The organism is Streptomyces sp. AM25 (assembly GCF_058146165.1).
The window spans coordinates 144185-161356 of record NZ_JBKIWN010000005.1 but is presented as its reverse complement, the minus strand read 5'-3'; the positions used below and the strand labels follow the sequence as shown (position 1 = coordinate 161356).

At 72.9% G+C, this 17172-nt stretch carries 16 protein-coding genes; 6 read left to right on the top strand and 10 right to left on the bottom strand.

Going from position 1 to position 17172, the window contains the following annotated elements; genetic code table 11:
- Window positions 1-7: 7 nt before the first annotated feature.
- The 3 genes from ACLHRZ_RS08260 to ACLHRZ_RS08250 are packed head-to-tail and all read right to left on the bottom strand — an operon-like array spanning window position 8 to window position 2015.
- Complete coding sequence (locus tag ACLHRZ_RS08260; RefSeq protein WP_490417626.1) at window positions 8-1078, bottom strand: MAB_1171c family putative transporter; 1071 nt, start codon at window positions 1076-1078, stop codon at window positions 8-10.
- Window positions 1075-1593 (bottom strand): ParH-like protein, encoded by a 519-nt coding sequence (locus tag ACLHRZ_RS08255; protein ID WP_490417625.1) that lies wholly within the window; start codon window positions 1591-1593, stop codon window positions 1075-1077. The genes ACLHRZ_RS08260 and ACLHRZ_RS08255 overlap by 4 nt, the downstream gene beginning before the upstream one ends.
- Window positions 1590-2015, bottom strand: coding sequence for an XRE family transcriptional regulator (locus ACLHRZ_RS08250; RefSeq protein WP_490417624.1), 426 nt, complete (start codon window positions 2013-2015; stop codon window positions 1590-1592). The genes ACLHRZ_RS08255 and ACLHRZ_RS08250 overlap by 4 nt, the downstream gene beginning before the upstream one ends.
- 193 nt (window positions 2016-2208) lie before the next feature.
- On the opposite strand from ACLHRZ_RS08250, the gene ACLHRZ_RS08245 reads away from it, so the two are divergent.
- Window positions 2209-2922, top strand: coding sequence for a ricin-type beta-trefoil lectin domain protein (locus ACLHRZ_RS08245; protein ID WP_490417623.1), 714 nt, complete (start codon window positions 2209-2211; stop codon window positions 2920-2922).
- 43 nt (window positions 2923-2965) lie between these two features.
- On the opposite strand, the gene ACLHRZ_RS08240 is transcribed toward ACLHRZ_RS08245, so the two are convergent.
- Entirely contained in the window at window positions 2966-3832 is an 867-nt protein-coding gene (locus ACLHRZ_RS08240) for a DMT family transporter (protein ID WP_490417622.1), read from the bottom strand.
- Window positions 3833-4037: 205 nt separating this feature from the next.
- On the opposite strand from ACLHRZ_RS08240, the gene ACLHRZ_RS08235 reads away from it, so the two are divergent.
- Window positions 4038-5573 (top strand): carboxylesterase/lipase family protein, encoded by a 1536-nt coding sequence (locus tag ACLHRZ_RS08235; protein ID WP_490417621.1) that lies wholly within the window; start codon window positions 4038-4040, stop codon window positions 5571-5573.
- Between the two features lie 43 nt (window positions 5574-5616).
- Here the strand turns inward: ACLHRZ_RS08235 and ACLHRZ_RS08230 are convergent, their stop codons facing one another.
- The 6 genes from ACLHRZ_RS08230 to ACLHRZ_RS08205 all read right to left on the bottom strand — a co-directional run bounded on the left by ACLHRZ_RS08230 (window position 5617) and on the right by ACLHRZ_RS08205 (window position 13968).
- Entirely contained in the window at window positions 5617-7668 is a 2052-nt protein-coding gene (locus tag ACLHRZ_RS08230; protein ID WP_490417620.1) for a phosphocholine-specific phospholipase C, read from the bottom strand.
- Between the two features lie 189 nt (window positions 7669-7857).
- On the bottom strand, window positions 7858-9453 hold the full coding sequence (locus ACLHRZ_RS08225) for a serine/threonine-protein kinase (RefSeq protein WP_490417619.1): 1596 nt from the start codon (window positions 9451-9453) through the stop codon (window positions 7858-7860).
- On the bottom strand, window positions 9450-11027 hold the full coding sequence (locus tag ACLHRZ_RS08220) for a serine/threonine-protein kinase (protein WP_490417618.1): 1578 nt from the start codon (window positions 11025-11027) through the stop codon (window positions 9450-9452). Before ACLHRZ_RS08220 ends, ACLHRZ_RS08225 begins: the two co-directional genes overlap by 4 nt.
- A 171-nt stretch (window positions 11028-11198) precedes the next feature.
- Complete coding sequence (locus ACLHRZ_RS08215) at window positions 11199-11786, bottom strand: GerMN domain-containing protein (RefSeq protein ID WP_490417617.1); 588 nt, start codon at window positions 11784-11786, stop codon at window positions 11199-11201.
- The gene (locus ACLHRZ_RS08210) at window positions 11783-13261 is read right to left on the bottom strand and encodes an ATP-binding protein (RefSeq protein ID WP_490417616.1); all 1479 of its coding nucleotides are present in this window, start codon (window positions 13259-13261) and stop codon (window positions 11783-11785) included. The genes ACLHRZ_RS08215 and ACLHRZ_RS08210 overlap by 4 nt, the downstream gene beginning before the upstream one ends.
- Window positions 13258-13968, bottom strand: coding sequence for a response regulator (locus ACLHRZ_RS08205; protein ID WP_490417615.1), 711 nt, complete (start codon window positions 13966-13968; stop codon window positions 13258-13260). Before ACLHRZ_RS08205 ends, ACLHRZ_RS08210 begins: the two co-directional genes overlap by 4 nt.
- Window positions 13969-14192: 224 nt before the next feature.
- Between ACLHRZ_RS08205 and ACLHRZ_RS08200 the strand changes: the two genes are divergently transcribed.
- The 4 genes from ACLHRZ_RS08200 (at window position 14193) to ACLHRZ_RS08185 (ending at window position 17167) form a co-directional block, all read left to right on the top strand.
- Window positions 14193-15035 (top strand): SGNH/GDSL hydrolase family protein, encoded by an 843-nt coding sequence (locus tag ACLHRZ_RS08200; protein WP_490417614.1) that lies wholly within the window; start codon window positions 14193-14195, stop codon window positions 15033-15035.
- A 41-nt stretch (window positions 15036-15076) separates the two neighbouring features.
- Window positions 15077-16351, top strand: coding sequence for an acyltransferase family protein (locus ACLHRZ_RS08195; RefSeq protein WP_490417767.1), 1275 nt, complete (start codon window positions 15077-15079; stop codon window positions 16349-16351).
- Window positions 16348-16860 carry a DUF1990 domain-containing protein gene (locus ACLHRZ_RS08190; protein ID WP_490417613.1) on the top strand — a complete coding sequence of 171 codons (513 nt, stop codon included), beginning with the start codon at window positions 16348-16350 and terminating at the stop codon, window positions 16858-16860. Before ACLHRZ_RS08195 ends, ACLHRZ_RS08190 begins: the two co-directional genes overlap by 4 nt.
- 61 nt (window positions 16861-16921) lie before the next feature.
- Entirely contained in the window at window positions 16922-17167 is a 246-nt protein-coding gene (locus ACLHRZ_RS08185) for a hypothetical protein (protein ID WP_490417612.1), read from the top strand.
- Window positions 17168-17172: the final 5 nt, after the last annotated feature.

The following is a 17172-nucleotide window of genomic DNA, read 5'->3' as shown; positions in this document are numbered from 1 at the left end:
CGGCTCGTCACGTGTCCGTCAGCCGGGCGAAGGCGCGGGAGACGTCGGCGAGCCGGGAGGCCGCGGCGTCGGTGCCGGGGGCGGCGTCCAGGGGGACCGGGCCGGGCAGGAGGCCCGTCGCCGGAGCAGGGGTACGCAGCGCAGCGGCGATCTGTACGGCCGCGGCGTGCACGGCATCGTCCCCCGAGGCGGCCGGCCGGAGGCGGGGGCGCAGCAGGAGCAGTCCGTCGTGGATCTCGATGACCCGGCGGTAGAGGGCGAAGCGGAGCCGGCGCGGAAAGAGGAGGCGGCGGTTCCCCGGGAGCGCCGTCTCGGGGAAGGCCCGGTGCAGCGCGGACCACAAGGGGCCCAGCGCCCGGTAGGTGCGGTGGCACCACCACCAGTGGCGCAGTGCGGGCCAGGCGGCCGCACTGCCTCCGGCGGTCACCAGGGCCGTGCACAGCAGGCCCAACGCCATCGAGACGGCATCGTCGCCGTCCGTGTGCCGGCCGGCGAACAGGGCCAGCCGGACGTCGTCGAGACCCCAGGCCGTCCACGCCAGCCCCGCGGCCGTGGCGGCGGTGAGCAGCCGCAGCCCGGTGCGCTGCGCGCCCGCGCCCGCCCGGCGGGCCCGTCGCCCGACCGTCCGGCACAGCGCCGTCAACTGCCAGGCGGGATAGAGCACGAGCACCGTGTCGTAGGCGGCCAGGACCGGACGGTGCCCTTCGTCGACGAAGAGCCGGCCGTCCACGTGGTGCAGGTGTGCCGCGGCGAAGAGTGCGGGCAGCGCGAGCAGGACCAGCGCCGCCACCGTCCCCTGACGCCGGACCGGCCTGTCGGTCAGCAGGCCCAGGCAGCAGACGGCGAGCATCCGCAGCACGTCCCCCAGCAGCATCGGCAGCCCCGGCAGACCGACCGCCCGCTCGACGGCGAGTGCGCCGGCCGGGGCGAGCACGAGCAGTGCGGTGCCCAGGCAGAAGGCGAAACGGTGCGCCTGGCACAGGGCGGGATCGGGCCGCCGGTCGCGTAACGCGGCTTTGCGGTACAGGCCGAAGGCGAACAGGGCCAGTCCGGCCAGACACGCGAAGACGTCGGTCATGACCGGCCCGTGCGGGGCGCGGGGCCGAGGAGGGGATCCGGCCGCCCGGCGGGGCCGTCCGTCCACACGGCGCGGTGGAGGATGAGCGATGCCAGCAACTCGGCTTCCTCCTCCTGCGGTTCGGAGTAGACCGTCCGGCCCAGGACTCGGCCGACGAGCCGGTCCGGGAGGTGGGGCAACAGCTCACCGGACGCCGTCCCGCGGTGTTCGCACAGCAGGTGGGCCAGTTCGTGGACGAGGATGTGCTCGCGGTGCAGCGGCGGGGTGTCGGCCACGTAGACGATGTAGTCGGCCTGGTCGGCGGTGACGAGCAGCCCGCACGGCAGCCCGGACCGCCAGTCGGTGGGCATCAGCTCGACGGGTCTGCCGCGGTGCTGCGCGACCGTTGCGGCCAGTTCGGCCGCGTCGAACGGTACGGGCAGGTCCAGGCCGGAGGCGAGCGCCCGGCAGCGGCGCAGCCGTTCGCCGGCCCGGCGCCGCGCTCGCAGGGCGCCCCACGGGGAGAGCGGTCTCACGAGGTCGGCCGGCGCCGTTCGGCCTCACGGCGCGCGATGGCGTCGATCAAGTCCCGTACCGTGCCCAGCCCGTCGGGGGACAGGTTGACCGCGCGCAGGGCGACGTCGCGCACCCCGGCGTCGCGCATGGCGGACAGGAGGGCGATCTCCTCGGCGACCGGCGCGCTCCGCGCGTCGTCGAAGAAGTACGCGACCGGCACTTCGAAGAACCCGGCCAGGGCTTCGAGATGGCGCTTGGTCGGATTATCCCGGCGGCCGGTGCGCAGCTGCCACAGGTACGTGGCGGAGAAGGTCTCGCCCGTCGACTCGCGGCAGCCCTTGGCCACTTCCTCGTTGCTGTACGGGGTGCGGTCCGGGCGGCGGACCGTCCGGAAAAGACGTTCTATGCGTTCTGCCAGTGACTGGTCTCCGGCCTCCGACACGGCCCCACCTCCGTTCGCACGGGCATCGTAACCGACATCTGCCGGACGACCGGAAGTCGCCCGATGTGGCAGCTGAGATGAATGGAACTACATCTTCCTTCACAACAGTTGACAGGTGATCGGGTGTCCAGCAGGCTTCGGATCGTTCCGAGAGCCCGACCGCTCAACACCTGTGAACGGAAGGAGCACCACCGTGAGACGCATCGCCGCCGCCTTATCGACGGCCCTGCTGGCCCTGGTTGCCGCCATCGGCCTGCCTGCCACCGCGCACGCCGACAGCCCCGGCAACTGCACCACCCACCACGACGGCCCGGCCGGCTTCGCGAGCTGCACCGGCGTCGCGCCGGGCACCATGTGGCGCGCCGAAGTCGCCTGCTTCTATCTCATCGGCAACCAGCCGGTCGACTACTGGGTGACGGGCACGGTCGTCACCGGCGACGGCACCTCGTCGGCCCTGTGCAACCGCCCCCGGTCCTGGGCGACCAAGACGATCCGCCCGGTCGTGGTCGGCGTGACCGGACAACAGGGCCGGCTCGTCGGCTACGGCGGCAAGTGCGCCGACATCCGGCACGGCAGCACCAACGTCGCGACTCCGGTGCAGATCCACGACTGCAACGGCACGGGCGCACAGTGGTGGACCCTCGGCACCGACCACACGGTCCGCGCCCTCGGCATGTGCCTGAACGTCGTCTGGGGCCGCAGCGAGAACGGCACCAACGTGGAGATCTACGACTGCATCCCCTCCAGCCAGGGCGAGCAGTGGATCCCGCAGGCCGACGGGTCGCTGAAGAACGTCCTCACCGGCAAGTGCCTCGACGACCTCGGCTTCAACACCGACAACGGCACCCAGCTGGGCATCTGGGACTGCAACGGCCTGCCCAACCAGAAGTGGACGCTGACGCCTTGACGCGTTGACGTACCGGACGTGACCGGCGGCCCGGGTCCGCCGGTCACGTCCGGTCCGGCAGGGGCTGCGACTCCACCCGGGGGAGCACCAGCACACCGGCAGTGATCATGAGCACCCCGACCGCCTCCGGGACCAGCCACCACCCGGTGCGCACGTGCTCCTCGTACACCAGAAGCCCCAGGGTGACGCTGACCAGCGCATCGCCCAGGGTGAGCGCGGGCTGCGAGGCGAGCAGCGGCCCCGATTCCATGGCGTTCGAGAGCAGGAAGAGGGAGATGGCGCCCACCACCACGAAGCCGTAGGTCTGCCAGGTGGCGAAGAAGGCGCCGGCGCCCCGCCGGGCGAAGGTGACCGCGGCGTCCTTCATCAGGGCGGCGGTCAGCGCGTATCCGATGGCGGCGGAGGCGGCGAACAGGGCGGCACGGGCCTTGCCCCGGGGCCGCGGCAGAGCGGCCACGACACACACCATCATCGCGGCGAGCCCGGCGGCCACGGCCGCCAGCCACCGCGCAGGGGCGACGTGCACATGCTCGCCACTGGGCGCGGCGGCGGCCAGAGCCAGCCCGAGGCCCCCGGCGACGGCCCCGATGGCGGCCCAGCCGTACCCGGGCAGCCGACGGCGCAGGACGGGACCGGCGATCAGCAGGGCGAACGGGAGCTCGCTGACGACGATCGGCTGCACCAGGGACAGGGACCCCAGCGAGAGCGCCAGGGCCTGGAAGACGGCCGCGCAGAGCACGGCGACGATCCCGCCGAGCCACACCGGGCTGTGCAGCAGGCGGCGCATCAGCCGCAGACTGAAGGCGTCCGACCGGGGCACGGTGCGGGCGGCCGTTCGCTGGAGCACCACGGCCGTGGCGTTGCTCAGCGCGGCCAGGACGGCGAACAGCACGGTGAGCACGTCTGCCACGGGGGTCCCTCCGGTCGCGGGCGGTCGTCGGCGCCACGATGACAGAGCCACCACCTGGCCTGCGCGGGGCGCCACGGGGGCGGTTGGCACGGTCACCCGGGCGCGCGGTCCGCCGCGCGTGCGGAGTGGCCCCGCCCGGTAAATGGCTGGCCCCTGCCCTGATCCGACGGGATGATGATGTCCCCCTGCCCGGAAAGGGAACGCGATGACGACTGCCGCATCCGAGCCGACCGGCTCCGACCCCGAAGTCCGCACTGCAGCCGGGGCGCTGCGCGGTCGCATGGAGGAGGGCGTGGCGGTCTTCCGTGGCATCCCGTTCGCCGAGCCGCCGGTGGACGCGCTCCGGTTTGCCGCGCCGCAGCCGGTCAAGGGCTGGGACGGGGTGCGTGCGGCCGTGTCGTACGGTCCGCCGCCTCCGCAGGCCGGGGCCTTCGGGATGGATGCGCTGTCGCGGGACGCGGCCGGGACCGACTGGCTGACGGTCAACGTCTGGTCGCCCGAGCCGCACGCGGGAGCGGGGCTTCCGGTGATGGTGTGGATCTACGGCGGGGCGTACATCATCGGCACCTCCGGCCTCCCCGAGTACGACGGGGCCCGCCTCGCGCGGGAGGGCGGTCTCGTCGTGGTGACGCTCAACTACCGCGTGGGTATCGAGGGCTTCGCACACATCGACGGAGCGCCCGCCAACCGGGGGCTGCTCGATCAGGTCGCCGCGCTGGAGTGGGTGCGCGACAACATCCGGGCCTTCGGCGGAGACCCGGACCAGGTCACGGTCTTCGGCCAGTCGGCGGGGGCGGGGTCGGTCGCCGCGCTGCTGGCCATGCCGCGTGCGGCCGGGCTCTTCCGCCGGGCGGTCGCGCAGAGCGTGTGCGGGACGTTCTTCTCGCCGGAGCTCGCTGCCGACATCACTGCCGCTTGCGCCGCCGAGCTGGGGCTGCGTCCCACCGTGGCCGACCTGGCGACCGTGGCCCCGGGGCGGCTGCCCGCAGTCGGTGATGCGGTCGCCGCCAAGTCGGCCTCGTTCGCGGATCGCTGGGGGCGGCCCGCGCACAAGTCGGTCCTGTTCTCGCCCGTCGTCGACGGTGACGTGCTGCCCGCCACGCCCTGGCAGGCCCTGGCCGACGGCGCCGGCCGCGGCATCGAGCTCCTCGTCGGGCACACCCGCGACGAGCAGCGGCTGTTCACGGTGGTCGGGGGCATGCTCGGCAAGGTGACGGACGAGCAGGCGGAGACCGCTCTGCGCCTCTTCGCCCCCGGCCCGGACGGCGCGCGCCGGTACCGTGACGGGTACCCGGCCGCAGGCCCGGCCGAGCTGTTCGAACTGGTCAGCTCGGACTGGCTGTTCCGCATGCCGAGCCTCCACCTCGCCGAGGCCCAGGCCGCCGGCGGCGGCCGGGCCCACCTGTACGAACTGGCCTGGCCCGCCCCGGGAATGGGGGGTGTCCTCGGCGCCTGCCACGGCCTCGACATCCCGCTCGTGTTCGGCAACCTGGACAAGGGCCAGCCCTCCGTGCTGTTCGGCGAGAGCCCGTCCCCTGCCGTGGAGGAGCTGTCCGCGCAGATGCGCACCGCGTGGACGTCCTTCGCCGCCCACGGCGACCCCGGCTGGCCCGCATACGACGCCGGACGACGCCTCACGCAGGTCTTCGACACGCGCTCGGCCGTCACCGCCTACCCGGAGGAGGCCTCCCGCCTGCTCTGGCAGGACCACCCCTTCCCGGTGCTGCCGCTGGTGGGTTGAGGGCGGCGCCTGCTGTCCGGCGCCACCCCCGCACCGACGGGCATCAATGCGTGATGATCCCCGGGTCGCTCACGCCCGGCTCGCCGTTCTCCACGTGGCCGGCGAAGCGGCGCAGGAAGCCGGGGTCGGTGTCGCACGACACCGACAGGTCGTACCACCGCTTGCTGTGCCCCAGGCCGACGGTGTGCACCTTGCGGGCCCCGGCACGCAGCGTGAACGTCTCGTGCTTGCTGCCGTAGGCACTGGTGACCGTCAGCCGGCAGGTGGTGCTGCCCGCGTTGGTCAGGGTCAGCTCCAGGCCGTGCTTGGTGTGGCGTGCGGTCACCTCGGGACCCTGTGCCTTCCCGGAGCCCTTGAAGGTGCGCAGGAAGCCGTTGGGGCCGAAGACCGACAGGTCGTAACTCCCGTGGGAGTAGGAGGTGTTCCAGGTGTCGGAGATCTTCTTGCCCGCCGAGGCGGTGTAGCTCCACGGGCCGTCGGTGCGGTTGGCGGAGGTGACGGTGAAGCACGCTCCGGCGGCATCGCCCCCGGCGAAGGTGAGGGTGATGCGGCCGGTCGCCGCGGCCACCGCGGAGTCCACCAGCGGGGCGTAGGGCAGCGGCCGGGTGGGCCGGGAGCCGGCCTCCTGCTTGGGCAGCGAGGGGTTGGCGGGCGGCTTGGGCACGTAGCTGCCGTGCCGGTCGTGGTCCTTGGGGACGTAGCCGGAGGTGTCCGGCAGCTCCGGGTGCCCGGTGCGGCGCAGCCGGAAGTCGAAGGCCGAGGTGAGGTCACCGCAGATGGCGCGGCGCCAGGGCGAGATGTTGGGCTCGTGCACGCCGAAGCGGCGCTCCATGAACCGGATGACGGAGGTGTGGTCGAAGACCTCGGAGCAGACGAAACCGCCGGTGCTCCACGGCGAGACCGCCAGCATGGGCACCCGCTGCCCCAGCCCGTAGGGGCCCTCGGCGTAGTGGGCGTCGCCCTTGAACCAGTCCAGCGAGGTGTCCACGGTGGAGGCGCCGCGGTCGGCGTTCGCGGGCGGGAAGGGCGGCAGGACGTGGTCGAAGTAGCCGTCGTTCTCGTCGTAGGTGATGAACAGGGCGGTCTTGCTCCACACCTCGGGGTTGGAGGTGAGCGCGTCCAGCACCTGGGAGACGTACCAGGCGCCGTAGTTGGCGGGCCAGTTGGGGTGCTCGCTGAACGCCTCGGGCGCGGCGATCCAGGAGATCTGCGGCAGCTTGCCGGACTTCACGTCCGCCTTGAGGATGTCGAAGAAGCCCTGGCCGTTCTTGGCGTCGGTGCCGGTGCGGGCCTTCTCGTGGAGCGGGTCGCCGGGCTTGGCGTTGCGGTAGTTGTTGAAGTAGAGCAGCGAGTTGTCGCCGTAGTTGCCCCGGTAGGCGTCGTTGATCCAGCCCCAGGAGCCGTGCGCGTCCAGTCCGTCACCCATGTCCTGGTAGATCTTCCAGGAGATGCCGGCCTTCTCCAGGCGCTCGGGGTACGTGGTCCAGTCGTATCCGGCCTCCTGGTTGCCCAGGACGGGACCGCCGCCCTTGCCGTCGTTGCCGACGTGGCCCGTCCACATGTAATAGCGGTTGGGGTCGGTGGCGCCCATGAAGGAGCAGTGGTAGGAGTCGCAGACGGTGAAGGCGTCGGCGAGCGCGTAGTGGAACGGGATGTCCTCGCGGGTCAGGTACGCCATGGTGCCGGTGCCCTTGGCGGGGATCCACCGGTCGTACTTGCCGTGGTTCCAGGCCTGGTGGCCGCCCGCCCAGTCGTGGTCCAGGCCCTCGATGAACTGCATGCCGAGGTCCTCGGCGTCCGGGTGGTACGGCAGGACCTCCTTGGTGCCGTCCGACTGGTGCCAGACCGGCTTGCCGCTGGGGAGGGTGACCGGTCGCGGGTCGCCGAAGCCGCGGACGCCGCGCAGGGTGCCGAAGTAGTGGTCGAAGGAGCGGTTCTCCTGCATCAGCACCACGATGTGCTCGACGTCCTTGAGGGTGCCGGTGCGGCGGTTCGCCGGGATGGCGGCGGCCCGCTCGATGCTGCTGGACAGCGCGGTGAAACCGGCGGTGGCACCGGCGATCTGCAGGAAGCGGCGTCGGTTGAGTTCAGGCATGGGCGTGGGAGACCTCGTGGAGCCGGGGGACGACCGTTGTGTTGGTCGCGGACGCGGACAGGATGCGTCAGAAGCGGCGGCAGGGGAAGTCTTGTGCACGTCTGGCAGGTGAATTCCAGGTGCCGTTTCCGGAGTCGGGGCGGTGCGGTGCCCCCATGACATCGAGAAAAGCGTCCTGCCGCTGTTCGGTCACTCCGCCCTCGGCGGCATCGCCCCCAGTGCAGCCCGCGCGATGTCCCGGGCCTCCGCCTCGCACGCAGGGTGCTTGGTGCCGTCCAGGTACACCCGTATCGCGAGGTTGCCGTCGCGGACGTTGAGCTGGCAGCTCTTCCGTTCGGTCGCGGAATGGGCGGAATACGCGGAGGTCAGCCAGTAGGCCTCGTCGCCGAAGCCGAGGCCGGTCTCGCGCCGTTCCTTCTTCGCGCTGTCGGCGAAGTCCTTCTGCTGCCTCTCCGTGCCGTTCTTGCGGGGGTCCGAGCGGAAGACTTCCCACGAGACGTCGGCGCTGGGGGACCAGTTCCAGCCGTCCGGCTGGGGCTGATCCCTGTCGTACCAGGAGCATTCGGTCTTCCCGGACGCCGAATCCTCGCGGGCGATGTCCTTGTCCTTCCTCCGCTCCTCCCGCAGCGGCAGCTTGGCCACGGCCTCCGAACACACCGGCATCGTCACGTACTTGTCCGGCGGGCCGCCACCGCTGTCGTCGCGCAGCAGCAGGTAGGCGCCCGCGCCGAGCCCCGCCGCGAGCACCGCACCCACCGTCACCCATGTCACGGGGCGCCGGCGGCGGGGCGGCCGGGCGGGGGCGTTGTACGCGGTGAGCACGGCCGTCCGCGGGGCGGCGGGGCCGGGGCCCCGCACGAGTGCCGTCCGTTCGGGGTCGCCGTCGAGGAGGCCCTCGACCCGGGCCCGCTGTTCGTCGACCATCCGGTGCACGGCGGGCGGCCACGGCCGGGCCGCCGGGGCCACCGGGCCCAGGAGGGCGAGCAGTTCGAGCGGCGTGGGCCGGTCGGCCGGGTTCTTGGCCAGGCAGCGGGCGACGATCCCGTACAGGGAATGCGGCACGCCGCTCAGGTCGGGTTCGGTGTGGATGACGTTGTAGAGGGTCTGGAGGGCGGACGGGCCGGCGAAGGGGCTGCGGCCGGTCGCCGCCAGGACGAGTACCGCGCCGAGGGAGAACACGTCGCTCGCCCCGGTCAGTTCGCGGCTCTCCGCCTGCTCGGGCGACATGAACGGCGGCGAGCCGACCACCCAGCCCGTGCCGGTGAGTTCGGTGGCGTCCCCGGTCTCCGCCGCCCGCGCGATGCCGAAGTCGATGACGCGGGCGCCGTCCTCCGCGAGCAGGACGTTCTCGGGCTTGAGGTCGCGGTGGACGAGGCCGGCCCGGTGGATCTCGCCCAGGGCCGTCGCCAGGCCCACCGCCAGGCGGTGCAGGGCCCCCTCCGGCAGTGCGCCCGCGCGCTCCACGGCCGCGCCCAGGGAGGGGCCGGCCACGAACACCGAGGCGAGCCAGGGCTGTTCGGCGTCCGCATCGGCGTCGAGGACGGCCGCGGTGTACGCGCCGGACACCTTCCGCGAGGCCTCGACCTCGCGCCGGAAGCGGGAGCGGAAGCCGGCGTCGGCCGCGTGCCGGGCGTGCACCAGCTTCACCGCCGCCGGCCGGCCGTCCGGCGCGAGCCCGAGCAGGACGCGTCCCATGCCGCCCCGGCCGAGCTCGGTGAGGAGGATGTACGGCCCGGCCTTCTCGGGTGTGGCGGGTATGCCGGGTATGGAGTGCGGTGCGTTCACAGGGACTTCACCGCCGCCACGCTCTGGCGGGCCATGTCCTTCGTGAGGTCCTCGCAGGTGCCCCTCGGGTAGTGGACGCCCTTGACTGCGACGAACAGCTCCAGGTTGACGTCCCGGGCGTAGAGCACGCAGCTGTTCTCGTCGGAGTCCTTGAGCCACATGCCTTCCTCCACGAAGCCGAGCCCGGAGTCGCGCGGGGTGCTGCCCCGCATGTAGAAGCCCTCGTAGTGCTTCTTCGCCTGCTCGGCACCGGTGGGTCCGCCCGGGTGGGAGAGGTAGAGGTCCCAGGTGATGTCGATCCGGTCGCCGGAGCGGGTGTCCCAGGTGCAGGCGTTCTGCGGGTGGGTGTGTCCTTCGCCGTCGCGGTACTGGAACACCTTGTCGGGGAAATTGCCCCCGGGTTTGCCGAAGGAGGACGGGGCCTTCATGCTGCGGGCGACCTGATTGCAGGTCGGGACCGTCTTGGTGTACTTGTCCCGCACCTGCGCGAGCGGGGTCGAGCCGGGCGTCGGTACCGGCTCGGGGAAGGCCGCGTAGTAGACGTTGTCCGGGCCGATCGCCAGGACCGCGGCCGCCGTCGTCGCGAGCACTGCGCCCGTCACGATCGCGGGGGTCCGCCACCGGGGTCGGCGGCGCGGCGCGGGAAGCACCGTCGGAGGGAAGGCGGGCGGGGGCGGCGCGGGGGCGGGCGTGGCCGCGAGCCGGTCCGCCCAGGCCCGGCGTTCCGCGATCTGCCCGTACACCGTTTCCGGCCAGGGGTGCGCGGAGGGGGCCAACGGGCCGATCAACTGGAGGAGTTGCGCGGGCGTCGGCCGCGCGGCCGGGTCCTTGGCCAGGCACGGTTCGACGATCCGGCGCAGCAGGGGCGGCACGGAGTTCAGGTCGGGGAGGTCGTGGGCGACGGCGTGCATGAGCGCGAACGGCGAGTCCCCGGCGAACGGGGTCCGGCCCGTGGCGGCCGTGACGAGCGTGACGCCGAGGGAGAACACGTCGCTGGCCGGGCCGGGCTGTTCGCCCCGGACCTGCTCGGGCGACATGAACGCGGGCGAGCCGATCAGGGCGCCGGTGTGGGTCAGCTTCGTCTCGTGGTCGGCCGCGCGGGCGATCCCGAAGTCGACGACCCGTACGCCGTCCTCGGTCAGGAGCACGTTGGACGGTTTGAGGTCGCGGTGCACGAGCCCCGCGCGGTGGATGTCGTCCAGGGCCTGGGCGAGTCCGGCGCCGAGCAGCCGCACCGCGTCCTCGGGCAGCGCCCCGCCCGCGTCCAGGGCCTCGCTCAGCGAGGGGCCCGCCAGGAACAGCGAGGCGAGCCACGGGGTCGGCGCGTCCGGGTCGGCGTCGACGACCGGCGCGGTGTAGGCGCCGGACACCCGCCGCGAGGCGTCCACCTCCCGCCGGAACCGGGAGCGGAACCCGGTGTCCTCCGCCAGGTCGGCGTGCACCCGCTTGACGGCCACGAACCGCCCGTCCGGGGCCACCCCGAGCAGCACCTGTCCCATGCCGCCCTGTCCGAGCACCCCGACCGTGCGGAACGGCCCCACGTGCGTCGGGTCGTCCACTCCGAGTGTGCGCATGCCGAATCGTTCCTCCCCCGTACCCCCGTGGCCTCCCCTGAGGCCCGGCTGGATCTTACTCAGTGGCATGCGCACGGCGCCGCTGCTGTCCGCCGGACTCGACCCCGGCGTGTGCGCGAACGAACTGGTCGACCCCTACGACCGCGCCGTGCGGTCCGAGTGACCGGCTGCTCAGGAGGCTTTGTTCCCCGGTCCCGTGGCCGGCAGGGCGGTGTCGTTCGGGCCGCAGCGGACGGTCCAGGGGCCCTGCTCGGCCGTGTTCTCCTGGATGCGGACACCGCTCTCGTGGATGCGGACATCGACCTCCGTGGCGGGCCGGCCGCCGGGAACGTCGGCATGGGCGACGGTGCAGACGATCTGGGAAATGGCCATCACATCGAGTTGGCCGGAGGCCACGCTCACCGGGACGCGGACATCCACGGCACCCGGCTCCGTCGTCGCACTGAACGTGCCGGACCCGGCCGGTACTTGGCTGACCAGGCCGCGGTCGCGTTCGGCGGCGTTGGGGCCGGCCAGGAGCAGGTCCAGAGCCTGCTGCGGGGTGACGGGCCGGTCCGCCGGCCGGGTGCTGGCGCGGATGCCGTACGGGCCCGCGAAGTACAGCCGTACGTCGTGCGCTTCGGTGCCGGGCTGCCGGATGCCCGACGCGGGGGCGCCCGCATGGACCGGGCCGGTGCCGGAGATGCCGCAGCCGGCGGCGGACGTGCCGAGGAGCAGCAGCGCCGCCGCGGTCGGGAGGAGCGTGTGCCGGGCTCTCATGTCGCCTCCGGAGATCGGGCGTCGAGGGGGAGGGCGAGGGTGAAGACGGCCCCGCCGCCGGGGGAGTTCGCGGCGGTCAGGGTGCCGCCGTGGAGCCGGGCGTTCTCCCGGGCGATGGCCAGGCCGAGGCCGCTGCCCTCGGAACGGGTGCGGGCGGAGTCGGCCTTGTAGAAGCGGTCGAAGACGTGCGGGAGCACGTCGTCGGGGATGCCCCGGCCGTGGTCGGTCACCGTCACGACGGCTTCCCCGTCCATGGCGCGCGCGGCGAGGGCGACCGGGGGACCGCCGTGGCGCAGGGCGTTGTCGAGAAGGTTGGCCAGCACGACGTCGATCCGGCGCGGATCGATGCGCACCGGCAGTTCGTCCGGCAGGTCGGCGGTCACGAGGGCGTTGTCGTTCCAGCCGCGCAGTTGGAGCGACTTGGTGACGACGGTCGTCAGGTCGACGTCGTCCCATGCGATGCGGGCCGCACCGGCGTCGAAGCGGGAGACCTCCATCAGGTCTTCCACCAGCCGGGCGAGCTTGCGGGTCTCGCTGCTGATCAGCCGGACGGCGTCCGCGGTGTCGTCGGGCAGGACCCCGGAGTCGGCGTCCTCGTCGAGGACCTCGGTCACCGCCGCCATCGCGGCCAGCGGGGTGCGCAGTTCGTGGGCCACGTCGGCGGCGAAGCGGCGGGCGCCCGCCTCCAGCCGGCGCAGTTCGGCGTCGTCCTTCTCCAGGGCCGACGCCATGGTGTTGAACGTACGGGTGAGGGAGGCGAGTTCGTCCTTGCCCGTGACGTCGAGGCGGGTGCCGAGCTCGCCGGAGGCGATCCGCTCCGCGCCCGCATGCAGGCGCCGCACCGGACGCAGCACGTGCCGGGCCGCGTACAGGGCCGGGACCAGGGCGAGCACGAGCGCCGGAGCGACGCCGAACTGCGCGGCCCCGATCAGGGCGGCGATGTCGGCCTCGTCGGCGTCGAGGGGGAAGGAGGCGTAGACGGTCAGCCCGCTGGGGCGGCCGGCGTCCTCGTGCGTGCGGTCGTCCGGCGCGTAGGCGACGGGCATGCCGACGGTGAGCCAGGTGTGCCCGTCGTACTCGGTGCGCTGGAAACCGGCCCGGCGGCCGTCCTCGACGTCCTTGCGCAACGCATCGGGGACGGGTGCCGCGGCCGGGGTGCCGGAGGCGGTGACCGGGGGACCGCCCGCGTAGGTGGCGGTGGTGCGCCAGTTGCGGGCACCGCCGGCCACGTCGAGCTGGGCGCTCAGGTTGCGGAGGTCCGCCTCCCCGGGAGGCGAGGGCAAACCCGTTGCGAGGGAGTCGAGTTGGGCCCGCAGATCGCGGACCGCGGACTTCTGGGTGCGGTCGACGATGGCCGAGCGGGCCTGGTGGACGATGAGCACCGCCGTGATCAGGGCACCGAAGGCCGTCGCGAGGAGAAAGGCGGAAACGAGACTCGCCCGCAGGCCGCGGGGGCGCCGGATCCCGCCGGTCATACGACGGGGCCGAAGCGATAGCCGAAACCGCGCACGGTCTGGATGTACACCGGGCTGCGCGGCTCGTCCTCGATCTTGGTGCGCAGGCGTTTGACACAGGCGTCCACGAGGCGGACGTCGCCGTAGAAGGAGTGCTCCCACACCTGTTCCAGCAGCTGCTGGCGGGTGTGGACCCGGCCGGGGGCGGAGGTGAGGAACAGCAGGAGCTTCAGTTCCGAGGGCGCCAGCGTGACGTCCGCACCGTCCTTGGCCACCATCAGCGCGGTGCGGTCCACGGTGAGCGCCCCGTACTGCTCCGCCCCGGTCCCGGCCGCCGGGTCCGCGCCCGGCGCGTCGTCCTCCGGGGGTACGACGCGCCGCAGCACGGCCTTCATCCGGGCTCCGAGGATCTCGCCGCTGGCCGGCTTGACGATGTAGTCGTCGGCGCCCGCCTCCAGGCCCACGACCGTGTCGATCTCGTCGCCGCGCGCGGAGAGGATGATGATCGGCAGCTGTTTGGACTCCCGGATGCGGCGGCACACTTCGAGCCCGCTCATGCCGGGCAGCATCAGGTCCAGGAGCACCAGGTCGGGCCGGAACCGTTCCAGGGCGAGCAGCCCGGTCTCGCCGCTGCCGGCCACCTCGACCTCGTGGCCGCGACGGCGCAGCGCAAGCAGGACGCCTTGCCGGACGGCGGGGTCGTCCTCGACGAGCAGCACTCGTGCCATGGGTCTGTCGCTCTTCTCCAACTGGTCCGATCGGGCGCCGCCGACCACCTTGCCGGACGCCTGTGACCGGACTTCGTGCGTCGTGTGATGGTTCGATGACAGGTGTGCCGGGCGGGGCCTTCGTGACCGGTGCGGGCGTGCTGTGTGACCGGGTGCGGCGCGGTGTGTGACGAGGCGATGACGGGCCTCCCGGCGGGCGGTGCGCGGGTGTTTGCCTCGACGGCATGAACAACGACACCACTGCTTCCCCTGCTTCCACCTGTGCACAGCGCCGCCGGCCCCGCGCAGCCGCCGCCATGGCCGCGGTCGCCGCCGTCACCGTGCTCGCCGCCGCCGGCTGCGGCGCGTCCGGCGACGACTCCCGCAAGGACTCCGGCGCCGCCGGCTCGTCCGGTTCCTCCGGCTCGTCCGGCTCGCAGGACAAGGGGAAGCTCTCGAAGCTGCTGTGGATGGGCGACTCCATCGCCGAGGGCGAGGCCCCCGCGGTGGGCGCCGCTCTGAAGGCGGGCGGCGTCGAGGTGACCTCCATGGCCGCCGCGGGCGGCGGCGGGGTCGTCGGCGACCTCGGCAAGTCGACGTGGGACACGCTCCCGCAGAAGGTGCAGTCGGTCCACCCCGACGTCATCGCCTACCAGATCACCACCTTCGACTGGGGCACGCCCGACGAACAGCGGGCGGGCTACGAGCGGTTGGCCAAGGCCGCGAAGGACGCCGGGGCCCGGCTCGTCATCGTCTCCGCCCCGCCGATCACGATCGACGACTTCTACAAGAAGCACGAGGCCGAGATGGGCACGGCGCCCAAGTCCGCCAAGGAGGTCGCGGACAAGAACCCGGACACGGTCCGCTTCCTCGACGCGTCGGCCCTGTGGGGAACCGACAGCAAGGCCGACAAGGCGCAGCGCAGCAAGGACGGCGTCCACGCCTGCCAGCAGGGCTCCGCGGCCTTCGCCAGCTGGTTCGGCAGGGAGCTCGCCCAGCCCTACGGGTTCACCCCGGCCGCACCCGACCAGTGGGCCAAGGGCTCCTGGACCGGCGACAAGGTCTATTCGAAGCTCGGCTGCAGCTGACGACCGCCCGGAAGGAGAGCAGGAAAGGACGGCTCGTGTCCGTGCAGACAGCAACACCCCCCACCCACCACGACGGCAGCCGGCGTCACCGGGCGGCCGGGCGGCACATCGCGCCGCTGGACGGTCTGCGCGGACTCGCCGTCCTGGGCGTCCTCCTCTTCCACGCCGGGCACTTCGGCGGCGGCTTCCTCGGCGTCGACCTGTTCTTCGTGCTGTCGGGATTCCTCATCACCTCCCTGCTGCTCAAGGAGGCGGCCGGCAACGGCGGGACCGTCCGGCTCGTCGCCTTCTGGGGGCGCCGCTGCCGCCGTCTGCTGCCCGCGCTGGCCGTCACGGTCGCCGGTACGCTCCTGCTGACCGCGGCCCTCGGTCCGCCCCACCTGCTGCGGTTCGCGCGCGAGGACACCCCCTGGGTCGTGGCCGACCTCGTGAACTGGCACTTCATCGCCGACCAGGTCGGCTACTGGGGCGCCGGCGACACCCGGGTCTTCGGTCACCTGTGGAGCATCGCCGTCGAGGAACAGTTCTATGTGGTGTGGCCCCTGGTCCTGATGCTCCTCGTGCGCGGCCGCACCACGCGCCGGTACCTCGCGCCCGTCGCCGGCGCGGGAGCCCTCCTGTCCCTCGCCCTCATGATCGTGCTGGTCGATCCCGCGGACACCACGCGCGTCTACGAAGGCACCGACACCCGCGCCTTCTCCCTTCTCCTCGGCGCCCTCGCCGCCACCGACCCCGTACGCGCCCTCGTCGCCCGCACCGGCACACGGGCGGCGAACCTGCTGTGCGCGGCCCTGGCCCTCGCGCTGGGCGCGTACTGGTTCCTCGTCCAGGGACAGGACTCGCCGAACCTGTTCCAAGGCGGGCTCTTCCTCCACGCCCTGGGCGCCGCCCTCCTCATCGCCCTCCTCGCCCACGCCCCCCGCACCCCGGTCGGCCGCGCCCTGGGCTGCGGTCCGCTGCGCGGGCTGGGGTCCGTCTCCTACAGCCTCTATCTGTGGCACTGGCCCCTCTACCTCCTCCTGGACGAGGACCGTCTCGGCCTCGCGGGGTGGTCCCGTACCGGCGTCATCGTCACCGCCTCGCTCGCCGCCGCCGTCCTGTCCAAGCTGCTGGTCGAGGACCCCGTCCGTTTCCGGGCCCGCTGGGCCACCGGCCGCCGCGGCCTGGCGGCCCTCGCCGCCACCTGCGCCGCCCTGCTCGCCCTGTGGGCCCTGCTGCCCCAACCGCCCACCGGCGCGGGCTCGGTCGACGTCACACGGCTCGCGGCAGCCCCGGACGGCCCCGCCGGAGCCGGTCGGCATACTGGGAGCCGATGACGACCTTCAGTTACCCCGAGGTGGGCGCCACCCGGCAGCACCAACTGCCCGACGGCTACCACCACCTGCGCGAAACCACGTACCTCGGCCGCGGCCGGGCGGTGTTCGAAGCGGCCGCCGACGCGGTGCTCGACTGGACCATGCACCGGGCCGCCGGCGTGCGCATCGCGCCCGGCACACCGTCCGCCGCGCCCGGCGTCGTCGTGACCCCCGTCCTGGCCCGCGGCCCGCTGCGGATCGCCGCGCCCTGCGAGGTGGTGTGGACCGTACGGGACGGACGGCGGGCCGGCTTCGCCTACGGAACGCTGCAGGGCCACCCCGAATGCGGCGAGGAGTCGTTCGTGGTGACCCTCGACGGGGCCGAGGACGTACGGCTGACGGTGACCGCCTTCAGCCGCCCGGCGCGCTGGTACACGCGGGCCGCCGGGCCGCTGGTCCCGGCCTTCCAGCGGGTGTACGCGCGCAACTGCGGGCGCGTGCTGCGCCGCAGGATCGGCGGCTCCGCGTGATGCTTCCCCTGTTGTGTCAGGGCGTCTTGACGCACCCGCGCTGTCAGGGAATCCTGACGGCATGAGCGCCGAGGACTCACCGGCCGCCGAACTGGCAGGCCGGGTCACCGACAAGGACCCCGCCATCGGGCTGCAGGCCGTCGTCTCGCTGCGGCGCCTGCTGGAGGAGCTGGAGCGCCTGCACGTGGACAACGCCCGTGAACAGGGCTGGACATGGCAGGCCGTTGCGACGGCACTGCAGGTCAGCAGGCAGTCGGTCCACGAGAAGCACGCAAGCCGGCGCAAGGCCATGGGCAAGGAGGAGTAGTCAAC